We start from the raw sequence: 25,149 nt of genomic DNA, 5'->3' as shown, positions 1-25,149 counted from the left end.
ACTTTGTCGGTCATATAAGTTTTCGGCTATGGCTAAGATTGTTTTTCCCGGTACCCGCATTTTTCCAATAGTTTTTATAACTTTGTGCGCTTTATTGGCGACCCCTGAAGTGTTTGGCCAGAAATTTGGATATGTTACTACGGAATATATCCTAAGCAAGATGCCGGAGTATCAGGAGGCTCAAGCTGAAGTTCAGCAACTGGCAACCCAATGGCAGAGCGAAATACAGGGAATGCAGCAGGAGGTAGACGCTATGCGTAGTGAATTGAAGGCTGAGGAGGTATTGCTAACGGCTGAAATGCGTCGGGAACGCAACGAAGCTATTCAAGAGAAGGAACAAATGCTGAAAGAATATCAGCAGAAAGTATTTGGGTTTGAGGGGTTGCACCAACTGAAAAAACAGGAGCTAGTTAAACCGATTTTAGATCAAGTTTTTGAGGCAATAGAAAAGGTGTCGGAAGAAAATAAACTACAGATAATGTTTGATAAGTCGGCAGACTTAGTGATGCTATACACTAACCCTATCCACGACTATACCGATTATGTGCTGGATGAACTAGGGTTAGGAGAACGAGAAGATACTATTCGATAAATTTAATGTAACCTAATATTAGTATGAAGCGAAATATTTTAATAGCGATAAGTGTATTTGCGCTATTCTTTACTGCTGAGGCAAATGCCCAGCAAAAATTTGGGTTTGTGAGTACTGAGTACGTACTGAGCCAAATGCCCGAGGCTAAATCTATTCAATCTGAACTGCAAGCTTACCAACGGCAGCTTACCAATAAAATTCAGGCAACAATGCAAGGGTTTCAAACGCAACTAGATGCCTACCAAAAAGGGGCAGCCACCATGACGGAAGACGCCCGGGCTGCTAAAGAAAAGGAGCTGCAAGATTTGCAAACCCAAATTCAGCAAGACCAGCAAGAGGCGCAAACCAATCTGCAACGAAAGGAAGCGGAGCTACTGCAACCTGCTCTGGATAAAATCCAGAAAGCGATTGACGCAGTGGCCAAAGAACAAAGCTACACCCACGTGTTTAGTTTAGATGTGGCCGGAAACCCAATTCTACTCTACGTAGAGAATCAGGACGAAGCCGATATTTCTGATTTGGTACTCAAAAACATGGGCATCACTCCTACTGAAGCCAACAATACCGGGTCTAACTAGCCGAAAAAACAGCATCTACTATCCACTAAGCCAGGCAAAATTGTCTGGCTTTTTTTTGCTCAACAGTGTCGTTTCTGTAATGAATGTCGGTGATCTGCCCGTATTTTTAGGGAGTTATCATCATTTGTATCGTTATTTTCTATATTTTTATTGACTAACTTGACACCTTGGCTTTTTGAAAAACCATCATATTACTTAACTAATCTTCTAAACCTATGAACGAAAATGTCAACAAAACTGCCTTATTCTACGGAAGCTGTTTTGCCCTCATTACTACCGGTTTTACGTATTCTATCCGAGCTGGAATACTCCCCCAGCTAGGAGAAACGTTCGCCCTATCGGCTGAACAACTGGGATTTATTAATCTAATGTGGTTCTTAGGGTTCCCAATCTCAATGGTTATCGGTGGATTGGTTTATCATACGGTAGGCCCAAAAATTATTATGAACGTAGCCTTCCTAGCGCATACATTGGGGATTATTCTTACTATCTATGCTGGAGGATACGTTACCCTTCTGATTTCTACCCTACTCATCGGCTTAGGAACTGGTTGTACGGAAGCCGCCTGTAACCCAATGATTGCCGATATGTATTCCGGGGTCAAAATGAACAAGATGCTCAACCGCTTCCATATGTGGTTTCCTGGGGGTATTTTGCTGGGTTCGTTAATCTCTAAGTTCATGACCGATGGGGGTATAGTAATTGGTAATTTCGAATGGGTGTTCTTACCTTCTCTAAGTTGGGAAGCGCAAATGTGGGTAATTATGATCCCAACTATTACGTATGCTGTACTATTCTTTGGAAAAACATTTCCAAAAGCAAAAGTAGAAGGGGCCACCTCGCTAAGCGAGAACTTTAAGGCTATGCTAAGTCCGGTTTATCTGTTTTTAATCGCGTGTATGGCACTAACGGCTATCACCGAGTTTGGTCCTGGCCAATGGGTAGGTCTTATTTTAGGAAGTAGTGGGGCAGATCCTATGATTATTTTAGCGTTGACAGCCGGACTAGTAACTGTCGGTAGGTTCTTCGCCGGCCCGGTTGTAGCTTCCTTGGGCCAGACCGGAGTACTATTAGGTGGAGCTATACTTTCTACCATCGGAATTTACATGTTTAGTACTGTAACCGGAGCTTTAGTGTACGTGGCCGCTGTAATATTTGCTTTTGGGTATTGCTACTTCTGGCCCGTGATGGTAGGGGCAGTAGCGCAGCGGGTGCCGTTAAGTAGTGCGTTAGGTATGTCTATTATCGGAGCGGTAGGTATGTTTTCTACTTCTATCTTTCAACCCATCATTGGAGGGTGGATTGATGGTTCTCGGGCTGAAAATATAGCCGAAGGACTAAGTGGAACCGCATTAGAGTTATCTACTGGGCAAGATACTCTGGAGAAAATGATAGCATTCCCCGCAATACTGATTGTGTTATTTGCTATTTTCTTTTTCTGGCAGAAGAACACTAAGAAAGCGGTACCTGAATCAGAAAAGGTAGCGGCTGAGTATTAGATGCTTCTGAAAAAAGAAGGAATATAATACCCGAATCATAATTAGTATTTGGGTAAATATTAAAAGGTAACTTTCTCTGGAAGGTTGCCTTTTTCTTTGTCATAGAGTTGTCTTTTTCAACAAGTGAAGTACTTATAAACTAGAATAGTACACTATCATATGTTTGTCAGGCTCCCAACGTAAACTATATGTTTCTTATATTTTTTTATATAAATTTTTGAAATAATATAAAAATACTGTTAGTTCAAGAGTAAGTATTGAAAAAGTGGCAAAATATTGCCTACTTTGGAAGTTGATACAATTAAGATAGCGATACCATCAGATACTTTCGCTACCTATAAAAAAGCTATAAACGATTATGCTCACAGCATATATAAAGCTCAAAACCTTTTTAATCAAACTTTAACGTAAACCTAATGAGTATGAGAATTTCTACGCATCTCAAATGTGTGTATCTTTTCCTGTTCAGCTTGATGCTGAGTGTGGGCGGATACGCGCAAGACAAGACCGTTTCGGGTACGGTGACCGACGGTGAAACTAGTGAAACCCTCCCGGGGGTTAATGTGCTTATTAAAGGCACTACGCAAGGAACGGTAACCGATATGAACGGTGAGTACCGCTTAACCGTACCAAGTAACGATGCGGTGCTGGTGTTTACTTCGATCGGCTATACTGCCGAAGAGGTAACGGTAGGCAACCAGAGTACAGTTGACCTGACAATGCTACCTGATGTTCAGTCCCTATCCGAAATTGTGGTAACTGGGTACTCGGTAGATAACCGAAGAGAAACTACTGGTTCGGTTGCTACAGTAGATGCCGAAGATTTGCAGGTAGTCCCTTCGGGTAACGTAGAGCAGCAATTGCAAGGCCGGGTATCGGGAGTAACGGTAATTACTAACGGACAGCCCGGTACCAGTAGTATTGTTCGGGTGCGAGGCTTCGGTGCCTTAGGTGGTAATGAGCCACTTTATGTGGTAGATGGGGTTCCAACGCTAAATACTGATTTCTTGGCCCCCGGTGATATTGAGGCTACTACGGTACTGAAAGATGCAACCAGTGCTTCTATTTACGGAGCTCGGGCTGCCGGTGGGGTTGTTGTTTTTACCACCAAGAAAGGAGGAAGAAATCAACCACTGAAGGTAACCTACAATGGGGAAATTGGAGTAACTGATCCTGGCCAAGGTCTTGAGGTACTGAATCCTCAGGAGCAAGCTATATGGACGTGGAATGCTATCCGAAATGGGGCTAACAACCGAGGCGAGACTCCCAACTTTGAACATCCGCAGTACGGAACTGGAGTTCAGCCTATCATCCCTGATTATCTACTAGTAGGGCCTAATGCTGGTATTGTAGGCTCAATAAATTTAGAAGAGCAAGCTGCTCTGTATAGTATTGATCCTACCTCTGCTTATCAAGTGGTAAGGGCTAATAAAGAGGGAACCGATTGGTACGATGCTATTACCCGACCGGGCATGCTTCATCGGCATAATCTGGGTCTATCGGGGGGCGGAGAAAATAACCGTTACTACATCGGGTTAAACATGCAGGAGCAAGAAGGGGTTTTGAAGCATCAGATATTTAAGCGCTATACCTTCCGGGCCAATTCTGAGTTTGACATAATTCCTAACAAATTACGCGTGGGTGAGAACATACAAGGAACTTACCGAAGTGTAAACATCCTGTTGGGAGCGAACAATAGAGGGCAAGGTGGAACTGGTTCGGCTGATGACGAGAACGTTATTTTGGATGCTTCGCGTATGTCGCCTATTATTCCAGTTTTCGATGAGTTTGGTGGCTACGCTGGTACCGCCGCTCCCGGCTTTAATAACCCTCGTAACCCAGTAGCTAACTTAGACGGACAGCGCAATAATAGTAACTTTTCTGTGGGTGGTTTTGGAAACGTCTATCTGGAGTTTGAGCCTATTGAAGACTTGATATTTCGCTCTAGCTTTGGGGGCAGTTTTGATGCTTTCAATGCTGAACTTTATACCCGGCGTCAGTATGAAAACAGCGAAAACAATTCCGCTTTTGGCTACACCAGAAGATCGTTCTACGAAACGTCTTGGGTGTTTACCAACACGGTAAATTATAAGAAAGATTTTGGTGACCACGGCTTTGATATCCTATTGGGGCAGGAAGCGCTAAACCAAGATGCATTCAACTTCTACGAAGGTACGGGAATCAACCCGTTCTCCGAAAGCCCTGACTTCGTTACCCTTAATACAGTAGAAGCCCTGCCTGGTAGCGGATTCAAATCTAATGGAGTGAACTTTGCTTCCTACTTCGGAAGTGTAAAGTATGATTTCCGCGATAAGTACTTACTTACGGGAGTAGTGCGTTACGATGGTTCATCCCGCTTTGGTGCTGAAGAACGTTTTGGAGTGTTTCCCGCCGTATCAGGAGCTTGGCGAATCTCATCCGAGGGCTTTATGGACGGGCTTACCTTTATTGAAGACATGAAGATTAGAGGGGGGTATGGAATTATCGGTAACTCTAACAATGTAAATCCTAACAATCAGTTTAGTTTGTATACTACCAATCTAGGCCAGGGAAGTTATGACATTAATGGTACCAACTCATCTGCCCAACTTGGTTTTTACCGAAATCGTATCGGCAACCCCTTCGCTCGTTGGGAGCGGGCAATTACTACTAACATTGGTTTTGATGCCTTACTGTTTGATGGAAAGCTAGATGTAATCTTCGACGTATGGGAAAAGCGAACGGAGGACTTATTATTCCAAGTACCGATAACTGTACAAGCTGGTTTCCGCGCTGACGATCCTTCGGTAAATGTAGGAGAGATGCTGAACCGAGGAATTGATCTGCGCATTGTGAACAAAGGTACTATCGGCAATGGTATTGGCTACGAAGTAACCTTGAACGGAGGGTTCTTACAAAACGAAATTGTTGCGCTGGCTCCCGGTATTGAAGATCTGCCTAATCGGAGTTCGGAGTACCGAGGTATTATTCCGGTACTTAACCGTTTAGGTCAGCCACTATCTAACTTCTACGGCTACCAAGTAGAAGGTTTGTTTCAAAGCCAGACCGAAATTGACGCGGCTCCTACTCAACCAGGTGTTACCAAAACGGAGGATGCCACGGAGGAAACTCCAGCTGGTGGCGTAGGGCGATTTCGTTTTGCTGACATAAGCGGACCTGATGGGGAGCCTGACGGAGAAATTACCATAGATGACCGTACCGATTTAGGAAATCCAATTCCTGATTTTACGGGCGGGCTTACTATCAAGCTAACGTATAAGGCGTTTGATCTACAAACGTACGTTTACGGTCAGTTTGGTAATGAAATCTTTAATGTCTCTAAACTTTTTACCGATTTCTATCCGCTATTTCCCGGTGCTGCTATCAGTACCCGAGTAAAGGATACTTGGACACCCGATAATCCGGGAGCGGAAATTCCGATCTTTGAAGATGCTGCCAACTTCAGTACTACCGGTCAATCGAACTCTTTTTATGTAGAGGATGGTTCATACGTGAGAATGCAGAATATAACATTAGGTTATAATTTACCCGCTACACTACTGGATAGTTGGGGATTAGAAAAGTTCAGAGTATTTGCTTCGGCTAACAACTTATTTACGATCACTAATTACAGTGGGCTAGATCCTCAAGTAGGCGGTGGTGCTGACACTAACTTTGGTATTGACCGGGGTAACATTCCAGTGACCCGCCAGTGGGTATTAGGACTAAACGTATCGTTTTAATCAATATATAAGTTAACCTACATATGAAAATTACTAGAATAATTGCGTTGAGCTTGGTAGCCGTAATCTCGGTTACTGTAGCCTGTCAGGATTCTTTCTTAGATGTGGCACCAGCGGGTTCGTTAAGTCAGACTGAACTTTCGTCCCAACAGGGATTGGAGGGGTCGTTAATCGCCACCTACGCCATGCTGCTTGGGCGGGGTGGATTCTACACCGATGCCAGTAATTGGTTTTGGGGAGGGGTTTTGGGTGGCGATGCCAACAAAGGCAGTGATCCCGGCGACCAGTCGCAAGTAAATGAGATACAGCTTTATGCGGCTCAGACCAACAATGCCTCAGTAGAAGACAAGTACGAGTCTACCTTTGAAGGGGTAGCCCGGGCAAATGCTACGTTGGCGTTAATTGAACTCTCTGAGGGTGCAGCGGAAGAAGCTGAGACTAGAATAGCGGCTGAGGCTCGGTTTCTACGAGGTCATTACTACTTTGATCTAAAGCGGAATTTTGACGATGTTCCCTACGTAGACGAGACCTGGGATGAGATTACTCTAATCCCTAACGATCAGGATTTGTGGCCGATGATTGAAATGGATCTTCAGTTTGCCTTTGATAATCTACCGGAAGTACAAACTGCGGCGGGAAGAGCCAATAAATGGGCTGCAGGTGCTTACTTAGGGAAAGTACTTTTATTTCAAGGTAAGCATGAGGAAGCTAAGCCAATTTTCGATGAGGTAATCGCTAATGGTGTGACAGCCACGGGTGAATCTTACGCACTATTAGACAACTATTCTGATCTTTTCCGTTCTACTAACGATAACAATAGTGAGACGGTGTTCTCAGTGCAGGCTTCGGCGAATACAGGTACGGTAAACAATGCGAACCCAGCAATGGTACTCAACTTTCCTCACGGATCTAGTGGGCCTGAGCGCCCCGGTGGGTGCTGTGGCTTCAATCAGCCTAGTTTTGAGTTAGCTAATTCTTATCGAACTACAACAGCAGGACTTCCGTTACTAGACGGCTCGTACAATAACGGTGCGAATGCGCTAGAAAACGATTTTGGGTTATCTAGTGTCGATGCATTTACTCCCGATGCTGGGCCAGTTGATCCACGCCTAGATCATGCTATTGGTCGACGAGGAATTCCGTTCTTAGATTGGGGGCCACATCCCGGTCGCGATTGGATTCGTAACCAGCCCAACGGAGGTCCATATTCCCCTAAAAAGTTTATGTACTACAAAGAGGGAGACGGTATCGAGAATGATGTATCTTCGTGGACCCCTGGTTATACTGCTGTCAATTATTACATTATCCGTTACGCCGATGTGTTACTCATGGCAGCTGAAGTCGAAGCTGAATTAGGAAACTTAGGTGCCGCCTTAAACCTTGTAAACCAAGTTCGTGCCCGGGCACAAAACGATTTGGTGTCTAACGAGGATGGTTCACCTGCTGCTAATTATGTAATCGAATTATATCCATCGTTCGGTAGTCAAGAGCAAGCAATTGAGGCTGTCCGCTTTGAACGTAAGTTAGAACTTTCTGGTGAGGGGCATCGTTTTTATGATCTAGTTCGTTGGGGCATTGCCGAATCTACTTTGGATGCTTACATAGCGAATGAGCGGCAATTCCTTAGCAATGCCTTTGCTGGAGCTGACTTTACCTCTGAACAAGATGAGTATCTACCAATTCCTCAGAATGAGATTGATCTCATAGGAGAGGATATATTAAGCCAGAATCCTGGTTACTAAACCTAAGTTTATTTCCTTAAAACATAAAAAAACAAGTCAGGCTTCAGGTCTGACTTGTTTTTTTATAGAAATAGTTATTATTCTCCCCGATATACATCATAAGCATCTTATGAAGTCCCTGAGTTATATCGTAGTTGCCGTAGGTTGGATATTTTCCAGTTGTAACAGTCAGCCGGCAACGCTATTTGAACTGGTTTCACCTAACCAATCTAATATTCATTTTTCCAATCGTATTGCTGAAAATGATACCTTCAACATTCTTAATGAAGAATATATCTACAACGGGGGTGGGGTCGGTATTGGTGATTTAAATAATGATGGATTAGCTGATATTTATTTTACCGGAAATTCAGTAGATAATGCACTGTATCTCAATAAAGGGGATATGCAGTTTGAAGATATTACCCAAGTAGCTAAGGTAGCAGGAGAAGATCGGTGGTGTTCTGGTGTGGCACTGGTAGATATTAACCAAGATGGGTACTTAGATATTTATGCTTCGGCAACGCTACTCAAGGATAGCATAAAGCGCAAGAATCTGCTTTTTGTTAATCAGGGGGCCGACGAAGCAGGCGTACCTGAATTTACTGAAGAGGCTGAGAAATACGGAATTGCCGATACAGGGCATACTACCCAAGCTACTTTTTTTGACTATGATTTGGATGGTGATCTAGACCTGTATCTGCTAACCAATACCATCAAAAACCGCTTGCCAACCAGTTATCGGGAAAAAATGACCGATGGTTCGGCTCCTAACAACGACCGCCTCTACCGGAACGATGGCGGGCGCTTTGTCAATGTATCTAATGAGGCAGGAATCATGATTGAGGGCTTTGGCTTGGGAATTACCGTATCAGATATTAATCTGGATGGTTGGCCGGATATTTACATCACCAACGATTACTTGTCTAACGACCTACTTTACGTCAATAATCAAGACGGAACATTTACCAATCAGGTAGGAAAATACCTGAAGCATCAGAGTTTTTCCGCGATGGGTTCGGATGTAGTAGACTTTAATAATGATGGTTTAGTAGATATAGTTGCACTGGATATGCTGCCGGAGAATAATCTGCGCCAGAAGCAAATGCTGGGTGTTAGTAATTACATTACCTATATCAATAATGAGCGTTACGGCTTCGAGTACCAATACGTTCGCAATACGCTACAACTTAATCAAGGATTTACTCCCGAGGGGCATCCGGTGTTTAGTGATATTGGACAATTAGCAGGGGTGTACCAAACTGACTGGAGCTGGACTCCGCTGATGGCTGACTTTGATAATGATGGTTATAAAGATCTGATTATCACCAACGGTTTCCCTCGTGATGTGACTGATCGGGATTTCGCTAATTTCCGGGCAGGGCCAGGTGGGGGAGTGGCTACTCCGGCTCAAATGATGGATTCTATCCCCGTCGTAAAAATTTCTAATTATGCGTACCGAAACAATGGTGCCGATTCTGATCGGGGTCTGATATTCACTGACCAAACCGAAGATTGGGGCATGTTTCTTCCATCGTTCTCCAACGGTGCCGCTTACGCCGATCTGGACAATGATGGCGATTTGGATATTGTCGTGAATAACATCAACGATAGTGCTTTTGTCTACCGCAACCAGTTGTATGATAATCAAGATGCAAAAGCCTATTTTCTAAGAGTAGATTTAAAAGGGAATAACATAAACCCTCAGGGAATTGGAGCTAAAGTGTTGATCCATTACGGAGAGGGAAAAGTTCAGTACGTAGAAAATGCGCGTTACCGAGGTTATCTTTCTACGATGGAAGAGCAGCAGCACTTTGGGCTAGGCGAGTATAGTCTAGTAGATTCTCTACTGGTAATTTGGCCGGATGGCAAACGTCAGTTGTTACTAGATATTCCGGCTAACCAAGCCTTAACCCTGGTGTATTCTGAGGCTCAAGAGGTGAGCAATCAGGATATTAACCAGGAGATTATTTCTTCCATATCAACCCCATCTTTTAGAAAAGCCAACGAAAGTTATGGTATTCGCTTGAAACATCAGGAGCAGGATATGATCGACTTTAATTGGCAACGTACTCTTCCTCATAAACTGACTCAAAACGGACCGGGTATTGCTGTAGGTGATGTGAATGGCGACGGCTTAGACGACTTCTATGTAGCGGGTTCAGCTAATCAAACAGGGACGTTGTTTTTGCAAACAGCGGACGGGGCATTTAACCGGACAGTACCGAAAATTGATTCGGTGAGCGAAGAACTGGGAGTACTATTATTTGATGCAGATAACGATGGTGACCTTGATTTGTACGCAGTCAGTGGCAGCTATGAGTTTCAGCCCAATAGCCCAGAATTACAAGACAAGTTTTATCGTAACGATGGCAAAGGGAAGTTCACGTTAGACCAAGCTGCACTACCGGAAATGCGTACCAGTGGTTCGTGTGTAAAAGCAGCTGATTACGATCAAGATGGTGATCTGGATTTATTTGTGGGCGGGCGGGTAATTCCCGGTAGCTATCCGACACCTCCAGCCAGTTACCTGCTTCGCAACGAAGGGGGTACATTTAGTAATGTGACGGCTGATCTTATTCCTGAGTTGGATAGTCTGGGAATGATTACGGATGCTTTATGGACTGATGTTGATAATGACGGACTGGTAGATTTACTGATTGTAGGGGAATGGATGCCGATTACCTTATTTAAAAATACTGGCAATGGGTTTGAGAACGCTACTCCTTCCACTGGCATAGCGAATAAAGTTGGCTGGTGGAATAGCCTTACCGCAGGCGATTTTGACTACGATGGTGACATTGACTACGTAGCGGGTAATCTGGGGCTAAACACCAGCTACCGAGGCACCGAAGAGCATCCGCTGAGTATATACGCTAACGATTTTGATAACAACGGTAGTATTGATCCAGTATTGGTTACTTATAAGAAAGATGAAGTCGGGCAACTGTCTCCCTTTCCAGTGCATTCTAAAGATGATTTTACTTCGCAGTTTCTGCCGATCCGTCAGCGGTTTCCTAGCTACGAAAAGTATGGCTTAGCTACAATCAATACTGTTTTTTCGGAAGAAGAACTAAGCAGCGGAATCGCCTACCACGCTACTCATCTGGCAAGCAGCTATATTGAGAACCAAGGGGATGGTAAGTTTACTGTAACGGCTCTGCCTACTGAAGCGCAGTTTGCCCCGCTTTTTGGGATGTTAGCGCGAGACATTAATCAGGATGGGTACTTGGATATTTTGGCAGTCGGAAATAGTTACGCTACTGAAATCGCTACTGGGCGCTACGATGCTCTTAACGGACTGTACTTGGAGGGAAATGGAAAAGGTGAATTTGTATCACGATCTATGAATGAAAGTGGCTGGTACGTTCCTGGTGATGCCAAAGGTTTAGCGGAGCTACGCAGTGGTAGTGGCGAGAGCGTGTTTTTAGTGACCCAGAACCAGGATAGTTTGTTAGTTTTTGCGAACTCATCCGTTAGAAAACTAAATCCAATCCTTCAGCTACAACCAATAGATAGTTGGGCAGAAGTGGAACTAGCTGATGGCACTACCGTGAAGTATGAGTTTTACTACGGCTCAACCTATCTCTCCCAAGTTACCCGTCGTATTACATTGCCGAGTACCGCTGTAAGTGCCACTGTCTATGACTTTAAAGGAAATAGCCGAACTATTAATCTAGAACCAGCGGGATGATCGTTTTGCGGATTTGGATGGGGCTGATCATTTTATTAGTAGGGTGTAGTAAAACTGAACAGTCAGTGCAGTTTGAGGCGGTGACAACACCTACTCCTATTTTTCCTCATCCTGATAGTATAACACATCTTACTGGGGAGCAACTCGCGTATCGCTATTGTCAGACTTGTCATGCTTTTCCAGAACCAGGCTTATTGCCCAAAACCATTTGGACGGAGAGCGTTTTGCCCCGCATGGGACACTACCTGGGTATCTGGGAATCTCCGCAGCAGCCTTACCGAGGTATGTCAATGTACGATGACTACATTGTAAGGCAGGCTAGCATCTTTCCCGACGAACCTCAGTTATCAGAAGACAATTGGCAAAAGCTGGTAGGTTACTACCAGCAACAAGCCCCCGATAGTCTCTCAATGACTGATCTTGCTGTAGATACAGTACTAAGCCAATTTCAAGCCCACCCCGCCCGACTCTCTACGCAAACGATACCCACTACTACCCTAACCCACATTGATACCACTACCGGACACCTCTGGCTAGGTGATGCCCAGGGTATATTGTACGAAATTGATCGTCAGCAGACCATTATCAACTCAATTAGGCTGGATAGCCCCCCGGCAGACATATACATTCAACCCGATGTATCGTATCAGGTGCTAACAATGGGAATTATGAATCCCTCCGACCAGGCAAAAGGTAAGCTATGGCAAGGCAGCAGCCAAGATAGTTTATCGGAACTGCTTCCTATTGATTTACGACGACCAGTACACTTCACGCCTATTAACGTTGGTGAGGAAAATATATCAGGTTGGCTAGTCGCTGAGTTTGGTAATTACTTAGGTCAGTTAGCTTACTACGAAACCTCACCAGAAAAAACAGTCCAAAAGCAAGTCTTGACAGATAGCCCGGGTACGAGAAAAGTGGAAATTGCTGACCTAAACCAAGATGGACTACCCGATGTGACCGTATTAGTAGCTCAAGGTGACGAGCGTATCATCACTTGGTACAATCAAGGCAATGGGCAGTATAAACCGCAAGTGCTACTGCGCTTTCCCCCAGTGTATGGCTCTAGTTATTTTGAATTAGCTGACTTCAATCAGGACGGACGCTTAGACATACTTTACACCAACGGAGATAATGCCGACTATTCTACGGTGCTTAAACCGTACCACGGCATTCGTATCTTTTTACAATCAGGCGAAGGGAAGTTTGAAGAGGACTACTTTCTAGCTATGCCCGGGGCTTCTAAAGCAATGGCTCGCGACTTCGACCAGGATGGCGACCTGGATATTGCCGCAATCTCTTTCTTCCCAGATTTTGAGCAGACTCCCAAGCGAGGATTTCTGTACCTGGAAAACCAATCCTCAGGTAAATCACTAAGCTTCACCGCTCAAACCTTTCCTGAAGCGGCTTGCGGTCACTGGCTAACAATGGATGCTGGAGATACTGATCAGGATGGCGACCTGGATATTGTGTTAGGTTCTTTCACCTTACCACCCTCTCCCGTTCCAGATTCACTAAGCAAACTTTGGATGAAGAACGGACCACACTATATGGTGTTGGAGAATAATACAAATCAGTAAAAATAGTCAAAGACCTTAGATGCTACTGAGCAGCCAGATACTCAAAAATAAATTTCACCGCAATGGAACCTTCGCCTACCGCAGAAGCTACTCTTTTAACCGAACCGCTGCGTACATCTCCTACGGCAAACACTCCTGGCAAACTAGTTTCCAATAGAAAAGGAGCGCGGGTAGTAATGTTCCAACCCTTAGCTTGCTCCAGGGCGTTTCCGGTTAAGATAAACCCTTGGTCATCCAGTGCGACTACATCCTGTAACCACTGGGTGTGCGGATCAGCCCCGATAAATGTAAATAATGCTTTAATGGGGAGTTCTTGTTGCTCTTGGGTCTGATTATTCTGAATAACTACTTGTTCCAAAAACCTTTCTCCACCTAACCCAACTACTTCGGTATGAGATAATACCGTAATATTGTCGGTACGTTCAATACGGTCAATAAGGTAGCGCGACATACTACTGACTAAGCTTTCTCGGCGGATGACGATATATACTTTTTGGGCGTGGCCCGCTAAGAAGATAGCCGCTTGCCCAGCTGAATTACCGCCTCCAACCACCATTATTGGTTCATTATAACATAATTGAGCTTCGGTCTGGGTAGCGGCGTAGTAGACACCCTGACCTTCGTACTTAGGTAGATTCGCTATTGGTAACTTGCGGTAGCGAGCTCCGGTAGCGATAATAACGTTTTGAGCTGCCACTTCTTCACCATCCGCTAATTGAACAACATAATGTCCAGCTTCTTCCCGCAATTGGGTGGCTGCCTGCGAAACTACAATACGGGCTCCGAACTTTTGAGCCTGGGCAACCGCTCGGTTAGCCAGCTCAGCTCCTGATAGTCCCGCTGGAAAACCTAGGTAATTTTCAATCTTAGACGAAGTACCCGCTTGCCCTCCGGTAGATACTGCTTCTAATGTTAGGGTAGAAAGTCCCTCCGAAGCACCGTAGACCGAAGCGGCCAACCCTCCGGGGCCAGCCCCAATAACGATTAAATCCACCATCTCTCCCGAGGCAACCGTTCGGTTCAAGCCTAATCGGCGGGTAAGATCACTGTCGGTAGGATTTCTAAGCACCTCTTTTCCTTGCCAAATAACAATGGGCGTATCCTGAGGAGCAACGTGAAATGCTGTTAACAGCACTTCGGCTTGTGTATCTTGTTCCACATCAATCCACTGATGAGGTAACTGATTGCGGGCAGCAAACGCTCGTAGTCGTTGCGTATCGCTAGAAAAGCGCGAACCGACAATCTTCAGTGCTGAGGTAGCGGCATTGCCTCGTAAAATCTCGCGACGCATGAGAAAGGCATTGAGCACTAACTCACTGATTTGAGGGTTGGTAGCGATGATTTCGCGTAGTTTTTCCGAAGAAATTTTCAGTACACTTCCGGCTTGCTGTACCCGGGCGGTAAGAAACGCAGTCTGTCCGGTTAACAGACTGATTTCTCCCAGAAACTGCCCATCAGTACGAACCGCTAGTATATCAGGGTTTGTGTCTGCATTACTAAGAATTTCCAGTGCACCTTCAATGATCACAAACCAATCATAGTCTTTATCACCTACCTGGAAGAGAATATCGCCTACTTTGGTAGTCTGCACTTCACCGTAGTGTTGCAATTGTTCAATCTGAGGCTGGGACAAGGTAGGATAGGCAATGCCTTCGTCAATCTTACTCATTCGTGTTTAGTGTAGTAGTTAATCATTTCGGAGTATATCGGCGGGATTTCGAAGGGCTTGCTTTACCGACTGCCCACCGGTAGTAAGAACGGACAGCCCCACCAAAAGTAGTAAAGGAAAGGCAAATATCCACCACTGCCATTCGGTACGATAAGCATATTCTTGTAACCACTTATTAAGTAGCCAGTACGCAATAGGAGCAGCAAACAGAAATCCTAGGCAAGCTAAAGATAGTAATCCTTTCATCAGCAAAAAAGCTAAATGAGCCAGTGGTGCTCCGAGCACTTTGCGAATACTAATCTCTTTGGTTCTTCGAGAGATTACGAAGATGGATAACCCGAACAAGCCCATTAGAGCAATCACTAAGCATAACAGCATAAATAGGGATGAGATTCGGAAAAACTGCTGTTCATCGTGGTAATGTCGATGATAGAAATCATCTAGGAAAAAATAGTCAAAGGGGCTATTCGGAAATACTTTATTCCATTGCGCCTGAACAACGGCCATAGACTGCTTAATATCTTTTTCTGGAATCTTGACCACTAGATAGTCCAATGCTCGGGGCAGTAGCTCGTAAAAGGTAGGCTTGATCGCCTGCTGTAAAGATTCTTGGTGAAAGTCTTGTAGTACTCCCACGATGAGTTTTTGACTATCATCATAAAAGATCAAATGTTTGCCTACCGCTTCTTCAGCACTGGAGAAACCCAAGGTACGTATTGCTGACTCGTTCAGCAGCACCGTATTAAACTGATCGGTAGTATAACGCTCGGAGAAGTTTCGTCCGGCCAGCACGGTTGCATCAAATACTTCCACAAACTGATCGTCAACACCTTGCATATGCAAGAAGTGAACTTCATCCGGGGAGCTTCCTTCCCGCCGAAACCCTTCGGTTCCCCAGACCAGTTCGCTCCCTGGTACGTGGGATACTGAGGCTACTTGCATCGAGGAAAATGATGCTAACTTTTCTTCCAAGAGATGCGTCAGTCTGCTGTATTCCGAATCAATAACATAGCTTTTACGCTCTTCTGACCATTCCTCTTTTTCCATACTGGGTGCTTTAATCGCTACCAGTTGGTCAACATCAATGCCTAAGTCCTGCCCCCGCATAAACTTCAACTGCTGGTGAATCAGCAACACTGTAATCATTACAAAAGTAGTAGCCACAAATTGAAAGGTGATAAGGCCCTTTCGTAAGAAAAGAGGTCCTGAAATCTGGCTCAGCCCTTTGATAGCTCGACTAGGATTTACCGAAGACAGCAGCAGGGAAGGATAGAGGGCTAATGCGAACGCCGTAATTAGAAACACACCAACTATGGCTGCCCAGAATATGCTATCGCTGTAGAGTTGTGTCCAGGACAATGGTTTACCGGAAAGCTTGGCTAAGGACGGAAGGAGCAGGGTGCTTGATCCAAGTGCTAAGCTAACCCCGATAAAGCTGTACAAGCTCCCTTCGGTGATAAACTGCTGAACTAAGCGGCTTCGGGTGGTGCCTAGTATTTTCCGAATGCCTACTTCCTTGGTGCGGTTCAGAGCCTGAGCGGTGTAGATATTTACTGAATTGATAATGGCTACTGTGGGTACGATAAGTCCGATAATAATAAGTAGCAACAGTAGCTGATAACTTCCATTGGGTGTTATTTCTTCCTGAAGATTGGAATATAGATGAATACTGGTAAGGGGCTGAAGATTCACCTGAGTAGTGACCTGGGCATCAAACGTGCCTTTACTTTTTTCAGTGACGATCTTATTGAGCTGTTCTTCAAACTGATCAGCATTTACGCCTTCGGAAAGCAATGTGTAGGTATACGCCCCGGTAAATCGCCAGGATAACTCACTTTCTGCTTCTTCGGCTTGCACAAAGAGAATCTCATAGGGAAAGTGCGTATTGGCCGGAAGATCCTCAAACACCCCGATGACCTGGGAGAGCGTATGGTCTTCGCCTAAAATCTCGATAGATTGACCAAGAGACCAAGCTGGACTGGAAAAGTACCTTTTTGCTACCGACTCGGCAATCAAAACTCCCAGTCCTTCGGAGGTACCGTGTAGCATAGTGGGTGAGAAGACATCCACGAAGTGAGCGTCTACCCCGTAAACCTGCTTTTCGTTAAACCGTTTCTCACCCATCGCAATCGTTACACCCGTAGCCGGGTAGACTTTGGTGGTGTGGCGTGCTTCGGACAAATCCTCTCGAATGGTATTGGCTAAGGCAGAAGGCGATTTGGCTAATGATTCTGAGTTGGCTCCCTGAATAAACTTTTGAAAGCTTACTCGATAGATACGATCATGATTAGGATAAAACGTATCGAAGCTCTGCTCCCAAGAAACGTAGCTATAGACCAGTATGCCAATTGTGATTCCAGTTGTAAGACCCAGAATATTTACCAGCGAGGAAGTTAGGTGTCGCTGGGCATGGCGAATTGCTAGGATGAGGAATCTATGGTGCATTTAAGAAAATTGGGTTTCTACTTCTAATAGCTCACTTAAGTTAGCTCTAATGAACGAAGCATCCAATTTTGTTACTATACTTAGGGCAGCCATGCTATACTTTACCCTTTTCAGAATTCTGGTATATTAGCCTACTGATGATCATCCTCATGACTACAATATTTTTAATTGCTAAGCTAGCACTTCGGCATCTATTGTTTTCGATAGTGCTTGGCATTCTTTCTGTTGCGACCACTTACGCTGATACAATAGACTACGATTTATCCGCTTACCAATCCCAACCCGGACTCACCGCTGAGGTGGAAAACGAAGAGTTAACTGTCATTTGGCAAGGTGACCGCAATACTGAACTAAGACTGCGGTTTACCATCAATCAGAGAGTACCCATTATTCGTGAACTGGCTACTCACTCCGAAGGAGAATCTTGGAGAGTATTAGCTACGGATGTAGTGCCGGAGTTCCGTGTAGTGTCAGGGGTGCGGCGGGTTACCCAGCAGCAAACTGAACCACTGGAGCGACTCGGGGTACCGCTAACAGTAAGGAAGCTCAAAGAGATTATGTGGGATGCTTTTTGGGATGCGCCACTCTATGTTTCGGATGAACCACCTCGTTCGCACCAGTCGTCTATTCCGGCAGCGGAGGCTTTTGCCAATCATCCCGGTATGCCCCGCCAGCCGGAGGAAATCGTTCGGGCTACGGCGCGCTACCAAGCCACTGGCTGTAAAGTGCGTACCAACGGTGCCCGCATTGAAATTATGTTTCCGGGAGCCGAAGCAGGCATCTTTTCCGGCTACTTGCAGTACGACGTATTCAAGGGCAGCAATCTGGTTCGGCAGATGCTGGTTGCCCAGACCGATCATCCTTCGGCCGCTTTTAAATATGGTGCTGGTCTTAAGGGCTTACCGGTTCAGTCGTCCTCGAAGGTGGTGTGGCGTGATTTGGTGCATCGTTGGCAAGAGTATCAATTGGGTGGGCCAACAACTGACCAAGCAACTATTGTGCGAAGCAATAATCGGCTGATAGTGGCTGAACTGGCTGACGGAGCTATAGCGGCTTTTCCACCGCCCCACAGCTTTTACTGGGCACGGGAAACCGAACAAAATCTGGGCTACGGATGGTACCGCAAGGATAGTGCGGATTCGTTTTCATTCGGTATTCGACAGGCGGAAGGGGAAGAAGACCCGGAGTTTTACCACAATTTTGCGCTCTATAACGCTCGCCCCGGTACTTGGCAGCGAATGCCGCTGTTTCTGTACGTTAGTCCTGAAGATGGGCAAGATGCCATTAACCAAGCACTGAGGTTTACCAATGGCGACCGCTTTCGTTCGCTACCGGGCTATAAAGTGATGGGGCATCACTACCACGTAGGGCTTGTACCCCGGCTTCAGGAAAAAGGTGGGTTTGACCAGCGGTTGAACGATATTACCACTATGAAGGGCATTGGAGTAGACATTTACGGAGTAATTGACGGGGAACGCGGACCCGGTCGTCACGATAAAGGGGAAGAGTTTTTGGCGGGCTTAGATAATTACTACGAAGCGGCTCGTCGCCAATCGGATAAAAACTTTCTGGTAATGCCTAGCGATGAGAATAGTACCGGCGGGCGGCGACCCTTCCTGGGCGGGCACTACGATATTATTCCGTCTAAGCCTATCTACTGGCGACCTCAGCGGCTGGAAGGTCAACCATTATCCGAACCCCATCCTAAGTACGGAACGGTGTACAATCTGGGCGAGCCGATGGATATGATGCAAATGGCTGAGCGGGAAAACGTGCTCATCTCAATGCCTCACCCTCGAGCGAAGCGCTCTACGGGTTTTTTAGAAGCCATCAAAGACGAACCTCAGTTTCTGCACCCGCATTACTTTGGCTTGGGCTACCGTTGGGGTATGGGGATTGATGCTTCGGAAACCCGGCTGGGTGAATACCGCTTTCAAACCCTCTGGGACGAAGCCAATAACTGGATGGCTGCCCGCGATTTACCGCCCAAGTTTGCCCTCGCTATTTCCGAATCCCGCTCGGATTTAGGCCACCGGGGCAAACCGCCCTACGACGATAGCTATGGTATGTCACCGGTCAATTATCTGAAGCTGGATTCGGTACCATCGGTAGACGATATGAGTTCGATCATCAATACGCTCAAGCAGGGCGATTACTTCGTTACCTCCGGTGAGGTGCTAATTCCGCACTACGAAGTGCAAGGCGAAGGAAACGAACGAACCATTGTAGCCGAGGTGGAGTGGACTTTCCCACTAGAAATGGTAGAACTCGTATGGGGCGACAGCGAAACTACCAATCGGCATATTATCTCCACTACCGACTTGCCTCCCTTCGGAAAGAAACGATTTGAGGTTCACTTGGACGCCAGAGGTAAAAAATGGGTGCGCTTCGCTGCCTGGGATGTAGCCACCAACGGAGCGATGGTACAACCGGTTCAGTTAATGAATAATGATTGATGAATAATGACCGATAGCATCAATCATCAATCATTAAATAGCTGTATATTTCCCTAATCGCTTCTAATCGACATATTATGACCGAAACCACTACTACTGCTTCCTCTCCCCCACATCTTAAAAATTCTAAACCTACTAAGCAACGGCTGCTCTCGCTGGACGTACTGCGGGGTATCACCATTATTGGAATGATTGTGGTGAACACTCCGGGTTCTTGGAGTTATATGTATCCGCCCTTACAACATGCCGAGTGGCACGGGCTTACTCCCACTGATCTGGTATTTCCCTTTTTCTTATTTATGGTGGGCATTTCCATTACGCTGGCTTTGGGGCGAAGGGTAGCGAGTGGCGTACCATTGGGCGGAGTAGTTTTTAAGATTGTAAAACGCTTCTTTATAATTTACGCCCTTGGCTTGTTCTTGGCACTGTTCCCGGCTTTTGACTTTGAGAACTTGCGCTACGTAGGGGTGCTGCCCCGCATTGCCGTGGTTTATCTGGTATGCAGCTTGTTGTTCTTAAAACTATCCTGGCGAGGGGTTGCCTGGCTAAGCGGAATCACACTAGTCATTTATTGGCTCATGATGGTGCTCATTCCAGTACCGGGAGTAGGGAAAGCTAATCTGGAACCTGGAACCAACTTAGCGGCTTGGCTGGACGAACTGCTAGTACCCGGACGGATGTACCGTGTTACCTGGGACCCCGAAGGCTTTCTAAGTACTTTCCCGGCTATTGTAACCGGATTCACCGGGGTGCTGACGGGTTACTGGCTTCGCTCTTCTAAATCAGTAGAGCATAAAATTATTGGGATGATGGTAGCGGGAGTGCTGACCTGTCTCATCGGTTATTTGTGGCATCAAGGTTTTCCGGTGAATAAGAATCTGTGGAGCAGCTCTTACGTACTGGTTTCTTCCGGTATGGCTTTACTGCTGCTGGGTACGCTGTACTGGTTCATCGATGTGAAGCACTACCGAGGCTGGACACCCTTCTTCGTCGCTTTCGGTATGAACGCCATTACGGCTTACGTATTGCACGGTACACTAATTGACGCTTTCCACATTCCAATTAATGAAACCGGAGAAACACTGAGAGGAAGCAGTTTTCAGGGACTAGTACAGTTAGGCTTACAGCCTGAACTAGCCTCCTTCGTTTGGGCACTGCTTTACCTATTATTGTGCTTCATACCTATCTGGATTATGTACCGTCGGAACATTATTGTAAAGATTTAAACCTATCTTTCAAAAAACGTGAGAACAATGACTAAGTGGGGAATTCTATTAACAATATCCTGGCTATTGATGTTATCGGCGACCGCTCAATCCATCACCCAAACGGTGCGGGGAACGGTCGTTGAAGAGGCAACCCTTCAGCCGTTAGTGGGGGCAACAGTATACCTGAAAGACACAGATTTGGGCAGCAGTACTGATAAACAGGGAAACTTCATGATTGAGGAAGTGCCCATCGGTCGTTATGTGCTAGAAGTTAGTTTTGTTGGGTACGAAACCTTTCAGATTCCGGGTTTGCTGGTACAATCCGGGAAGGAAACTTTACTGGAAATTACGCTTTCCCCCACCGCTCAAAGTCTGGATGAAGTAGTGGTGCAGGAAGAGCGAATATTTCCGCCTCAGATGATTTCCCCACTAAGTAGCCGAAGCTTCACTGTGGAAGAAACCCGTCGGTTTGCGGCTACCTTTTTTGATCCGGGCCGATTGGCTACATCTTTTCCCGGGGTAGTGGGAGTGAACGATCAGGCGAATCATATTTCGGTACGGGGTAACTCGCCCAACAGTATGCTGTGGCGGGTAGAAGGGATTGACATTGTAAACCCTAACCACCTATCCAATGCCGGAACCTTTAGCGATCGTCGGGCAGCCAGTGGTGGTAGTCAAAGCGTACTGAGCACCCAGGTGCTGGATAACTCCCAGTTTTTGACCGGGGCGTTTCCGGCGAACTACGGCAACACTATTGGCGGAGCCTTCGATATGCAGCTACGCACTGGAAATAATCAACAGCGTGAGTATACCGTGCAAGCCGGATTGATCGGACTGGAGTTTGCTGCCGAAGGGCCATTTACCGAAGGCGGAGAAAGCTCGTATCTGGCCAATTACCGCTACTCTACCGTTGGGCTGCTTACTAACGTAATCGGCTTAGACTTCGGCGGTGAAGCGATTTCCTTTCAGGATTTATCCTTCAACCTGACATTTCCTACTCAAAATGCGGGCACATTTACCTTCTTCGGCGTAGGGGGAACCGGACGAAACGTGTTTGAGGCTCCGCGCGACTCGTTAGAGTGGGAGGCGCAGGAAGACCGCTTCGACGTTACTTTTACCAACGATATGGGAGCGGCGGGAGCCACCCACACCCTGCCACTCAATGAGCGTACTTTAATTAAGTCAGTAGTAGCCATGTCGGCTTTGAGTAGCACTCGGCAGGGTGATCTGGTCACCGATACCTACGAAACGCTACCGCTGGAAGAGGACACGTACCAAGAATATCGTCTTTCCGCTACTTCCTCAATCACGCACCGAACCTCCGCCCGACAGGTGCTGAGCGGAGGACTATTTCTAAACTATCTTAACTATCAATTATCAAGTAGCGAAGGCACCGCTATTGCCGATCCGCAAGTACTGGTTTCTGGTGAGGGTAGCGGTTGGTTGCTTCAACCCTACGTGCAGGGCGAATGGCAATTGGGTAGTCAATTGACCGGGCAGCTTGGCTTACATTACACCTACTTTTCACTGAGCGAATCCCACGCAGTAGAGCCTCGGGTGCAACTGCGGTGGAATCCGAGTGACCGGCATTCGCTTACATTGGCTTACGGACTGCATAGCCAAATTCAGCAGCCGGGAGTATATTTCTCAACCGTGCCTAACGATATTTTGGGTCAGCCCCCGCTCCAATCTAACCAGAACCTTGATCTGACCAAAGCATTTCATTATACATTGGGTTACCAGAGCCTGCTGGGAGAAACCGTTCGGCTGCGAGCGGAAGCGTATTATCAAGATTTATTTGACGTACCCATTACTGCCGATCCTACTAGCTCATTTTCGGCTTTAAATTTATTCGAGGGATTTGTTAATGAAAGACTAGTCAATGAGGGCACAGGTGAAAATTACGGATTAGAAGTATCGTTGGAGAAAAGTCTAGTGGATAGTTACTACTTTTTGTTGAGTAGCTCGTTCTACGAATCAAAGTATACCGGAGCCGATGGAGTGAAACGGGATACCCGCTTCAACGGTAATTACGCATTCAGCCTAACCGGAGGGAAAGAAATTCCTTGGAATAGAAACAATAAGCAACGCGTAATTGGAATTAACCTGCGGGCGAATTATCTGGGAGGACTACGAACCACACCGATTGATGAGGCTACTTCCCGAGCGCAACAAACTACCGTATTCATTGACGATCAGGCGTTCTCCAATAAGCTACCCGACTACTTTAAGCTAGATTTACGCCTTAGTCTGCGAAAAAATACGGATCGCTACACCAGTGTATGGTCACTCGATTTACAGAACGCCCTCAATCAGCAAAATGTAGCCTTCCAGTACTTTGACACCGTAGAAGGGGCGGTTGTGACCAAATACCAACTCGGTCTAATTCCAATTTTAACGTACCGGGTAGAGTTTTGAATTCTAGTCCACTGTCTACGGTTGATAGTCCACAGTAATCAGAATCACCTGTTGTGGACTGTTGACTATTGACTGTCGACTATTGTCTGTGGACTATCGACTATTAGCAATCTTTTCCGTTATTTGCAGCGAACTTTTTAACCTGACCTCTTATGAAAAAATTACTTATTCTATCAGTACTTGCCTTCTCAGTAACTTTTGCCCTTGCCCAAGAAGAATCCCAACAGGAAACATTAGTTAATGGATTCCAGGTAACCAGTGTCGGAGGCTACGGTGGCCCCTCCTTTCGCACTAGTTCTATTGGAGGTGACTTTGCCTTGCTCTTCGGTGGCTACGGCGGAGTATTCATTAATAAAAAGTGGATGTTTGGCGGGGCGGGCTACGGTATGGTCACTCAGCTAGATGTGCCTCCTGCGGCAGCGAACGGAAATAGAGGGCGACACTACGATATGGGTTACGGTGGCTTTCTTACTGAATATATTCTGAACTCAGACCGGATGCTGCACCTAACCGCGCAAATGCTGATTGGTGGGGGTGGCATCTCCCACGATATTGAAGGGGATGATTTAGAAGATACCGAAAGTAACTTCTTTGTGCTGGAACCGGGAGTGGGGGTAGAACTCAATATTACTGATTTCTTCCGGGTGAACGGTGGGTTTACCTATCGGCTAGTGAGCGGATCTAATACCGCTGGTATCACGGACGGTGATTTGAGTAGTATGGCTTTTTTCCTTAATCTTAAATTTGGTTCTTTCAACTAAAGGGCAGGGAACTGGGGGCGTCTGGGAGTAATATTAACACATATTTATTCCTTGCTCCCTGCCCTAAGCCCCCTGCATTGAAAAATTATGATACCATTAGAACATTACTTATTACTAAGTGCTTTTCTACTGTGTGTAGGATTAGTGGTTGTGGTTACTAAGCGCAATGCGATTGTGATACTGATTGGTATTGAGCTAATGCTAAACGCCGCCAACATCAATCTGGTGGCATTTAGTCGCCATGATCCGGTGTTGTTGCAAGGGCAGATGTTTGCTTTGTTTGTTATTGTGGTAGCAGCAGCCGAAGCTGCCGTAGCTATGGCGATTATACTAAAGGTGTATAGCTTCTATAAAACAGCTAACGTAGACGATATTCGCGAAATGCAAGGCTGATCTAGTCAGCAATTCTTCAGCTAAATGCAGTAGTATTACTATTTATTTGGTTCCAGATGAGTTATGTGGTAATAGGCAGGCTTGCGAAGTTTTTGATACCAACGCTTCTTGCTACCACAATGGAAGAAAAACTTCGTAAGTCTATATAGCTTTGCGAAGACTTATCACCTCATAAACCACTCTGCGTCATTTGTTTTATAGATAGATGTCGTTCTACTTTTAGTCTGTCAACAAAATTATCCGAAAAATGATAATACGATTAATGATATTTTTGTTTTGACTACTTTCAGACAGTTGTACTAAGGGATGTTTTTAGAAAATAAATTCTAAAAATACAGGTTCAATTAACCATAATTTTTTTGTAAATTAATACTGAGTTAACATACGCGCATTATTTTCGTCTCATCAGTCAC

The 25,149-nt window shown here is 45.7% G+C and carries 14 protein-coding genes; 12 read left to right on the top strand and 2 right to left on the bottom strand.

Translation table 11 applies throughout. The features are described 5' to 3' along the window. Positions 1 to 28: 28 nt before the first annotated feature. From P0M28_RS07410 to P0M28_RS07380, 7 genes are all read left to right on the top strand, one after another. Complete coding sequence (locus P0M28_RS07410) at positions 29 to 592, top strand: OmpH/Skp family outer membrane protein (RefSeq protein WP_302209086.1); 564 nt, start codon at positions 29 to 31, stop codon at positions 590 to 592. 23 nt (positions 593 to 615) lie between these two features. After that, complete coding sequence (locus tag P0M28_RS07405) at positions 616 to 1,170, top strand: OmpH/Skp family outer membrane protein (RefSeq protein ID WP_302209085.1); 555 nt, start codon at positions 616 to 618, stop codon at positions 1,168 to 1,170. Positions 1,171 to 1,385: 215 nt separating this feature from the next. Further along, on the top strand, positions 1,386 to 2,669 hold the full coding sequence (locus P0M28_RS07400; RefSeq protein WP_302209083.1) for an MFS transporter: 1,284 nt from the start codon (positions 1,386 to 1,388) through the stop codon (positions 2,667 to 2,669). Positions 2,670 to 3,091: 422 nt separating this feature from the next. Then, positions 3,092 to 6,391: a SusC/RagA family TonB-linked outer membrane protein gene (locus P0M28_RS07395; RefSeq protein WP_302209081.1), complete on the top strand. Its 3,300-nt coding sequence runs from the start codon at positions 3,092 to 3,094 to the stop codon at positions 6,389 to 6,391. A 23-nt stretch (positions 6,392 to 6,414) separates the two neighbouring features. Beyond that, positions 6,415 to 8,133: a RagB/SusD family nutrient uptake outer membrane protein gene (locus tag P0M28_RS07390; RefSeq protein ID WP_302209080.1), complete on the top strand. Its 1,719-nt coding sequence runs from the start codon at positions 6,415 to 6,417 to the stop codon at positions 8,131 to 8,133. Between the two features lie 109 nt (positions 8,134 to 8,242). Continuing rightward, positions 8,243 to 11,806 (top strand): VCBS repeat-containing protein, encoded by a 3,564-nt coding sequence (locus P0M28_RS07385; RefSeq protein ID WP_302209079.1) that lies wholly within the window; start codon positions 8,243 to 8,245, stop codon positions 11,804 to 11,806. A 17-nt stretch (positions 11,807 to 11,823) separates the two neighbouring features. Beyond that, positions 11,824 to 13,386: an FG-GAP repeat domain-containing protein gene (locus P0M28_RS07380; protein WP_302209077.1), complete on the top strand. Its 1,563-nt coding sequence runs from the start codon at positions 11,824 to 11,826 to the stop codon at positions 13,384 to 13,386. 22 nt (positions 13,387 to 13,408) lie between these two features. Here the strand turns inward: P0M28_RS07380 and P0M28_RS07375 are convergent, their stop codons facing one another. Together P0M28_RS07375 and P0M28_RS07370 are read right to left on the bottom strand one after the other, a co-directional pair. Then, the gene (locus tag P0M28_RS07375) at positions 13,409 to 15,055 is read right to left on the bottom strand and encodes an FAD-dependent oxidoreductase (protein WP_302209076.1); all 1,647 of its coding nucleotides are present in this window, start codon (positions 15,053 to 15,055) and stop codon (positions 13,409 to 13,411) included. Positions 15,056 to 15,073: 18 nt separating this feature from the next. Further along, positions 15,074 to 17,500: an ABC transporter permease gene (locus P0M28_RS07370; protein WP_302209074.1), complete on the bottom strand. Its 2,427-nt coding sequence runs from the start codon at positions 17,498 to 17,500 to the stop codon at positions 15,074 to 15,076. A 149-nt stretch (positions 17,501 to 17,649) separates the two neighbouring features. Between P0M28_RS07370 and P0M28_RS07365 the strand changes: the two genes are divergently transcribed. From P0M28_RS07365 to nuoK, 5 genes are all read left to right on the top strand, one after another. Beyond that, positions 17,650 to 19,956 (top strand): CehA/McbA family metallohydrolase domain-containing protein, encoded by a 2,307-nt coding sequence (locus P0M28_RS07365; protein WP_302209073.1) that lies wholly within the window; start codon positions 17,650 to 17,652, stop codon positions 19,954 to 19,956. 77 nt (positions 19,957 to 20,033) lie between these two features. Next, positions 20,034 to 21,182 (top strand): acyltransferase family protein, encoded by a 1,149-nt coding sequence (locus tag P0M28_RS07360; RefSeq protein ID WP_302209072.1) that lies wholly within the window; start codon positions 20,034 to 20,036, stop codon positions 21,180 to 21,182. 27 nt (positions 21,183 to 21,209) lie between these two features. Further along, positions 21,210 to 23,582, top strand: coding sequence for a TonB-dependent receptor (locus P0M28_RS07355; RefSeq protein WP_302209070.1), 2,373 nt, complete (start codon positions 21,210 to 21,212; stop codon positions 23,580 to 23,582). 152 nt (positions 23,583 to 23,734) lie between these two features. Then, on the top strand, positions 23,735 to 24,343 hold the full coding sequence (locus P0M28_RS07350) for an outer membrane beta-barrel protein (RefSeq protein ID WP_302209069.1): 609 nt from the start codon (positions 23,735 to 23,737) through the stop codon (positions 24,341 to 24,343). Positions 24,344 to 24,430: 87 nt separating this feature from the next. After that, complete coding sequence (gene nuoK / locus P0M28_RS07345; RefSeq protein WP_302209067.1) at positions 24,431 to 24,736, top strand: NADH-quinone oxidoreductase subunit NuoK; 306 nt, start codon at positions 24,431 to 24,433, stop codon at positions 24,734 to 24,736. The last annotated feature ends 413 nt before the right edge of the window (positions 24,737 to 25,149 follow it).

The organism is Tunicatimonas pelagia, from assembly GCF_030506325.1.
GTDB classification, from domain to species: domain Bacteria; phylum Bacteroidota; class Bacteroidia; order Cytophagales; family Cyclobacteriaceae; genus Tunicatimonas; species Tunicatimonas pelagia.
This window is presented reverse-complemented; position numbering and strand designations above follow the sequence as displayed.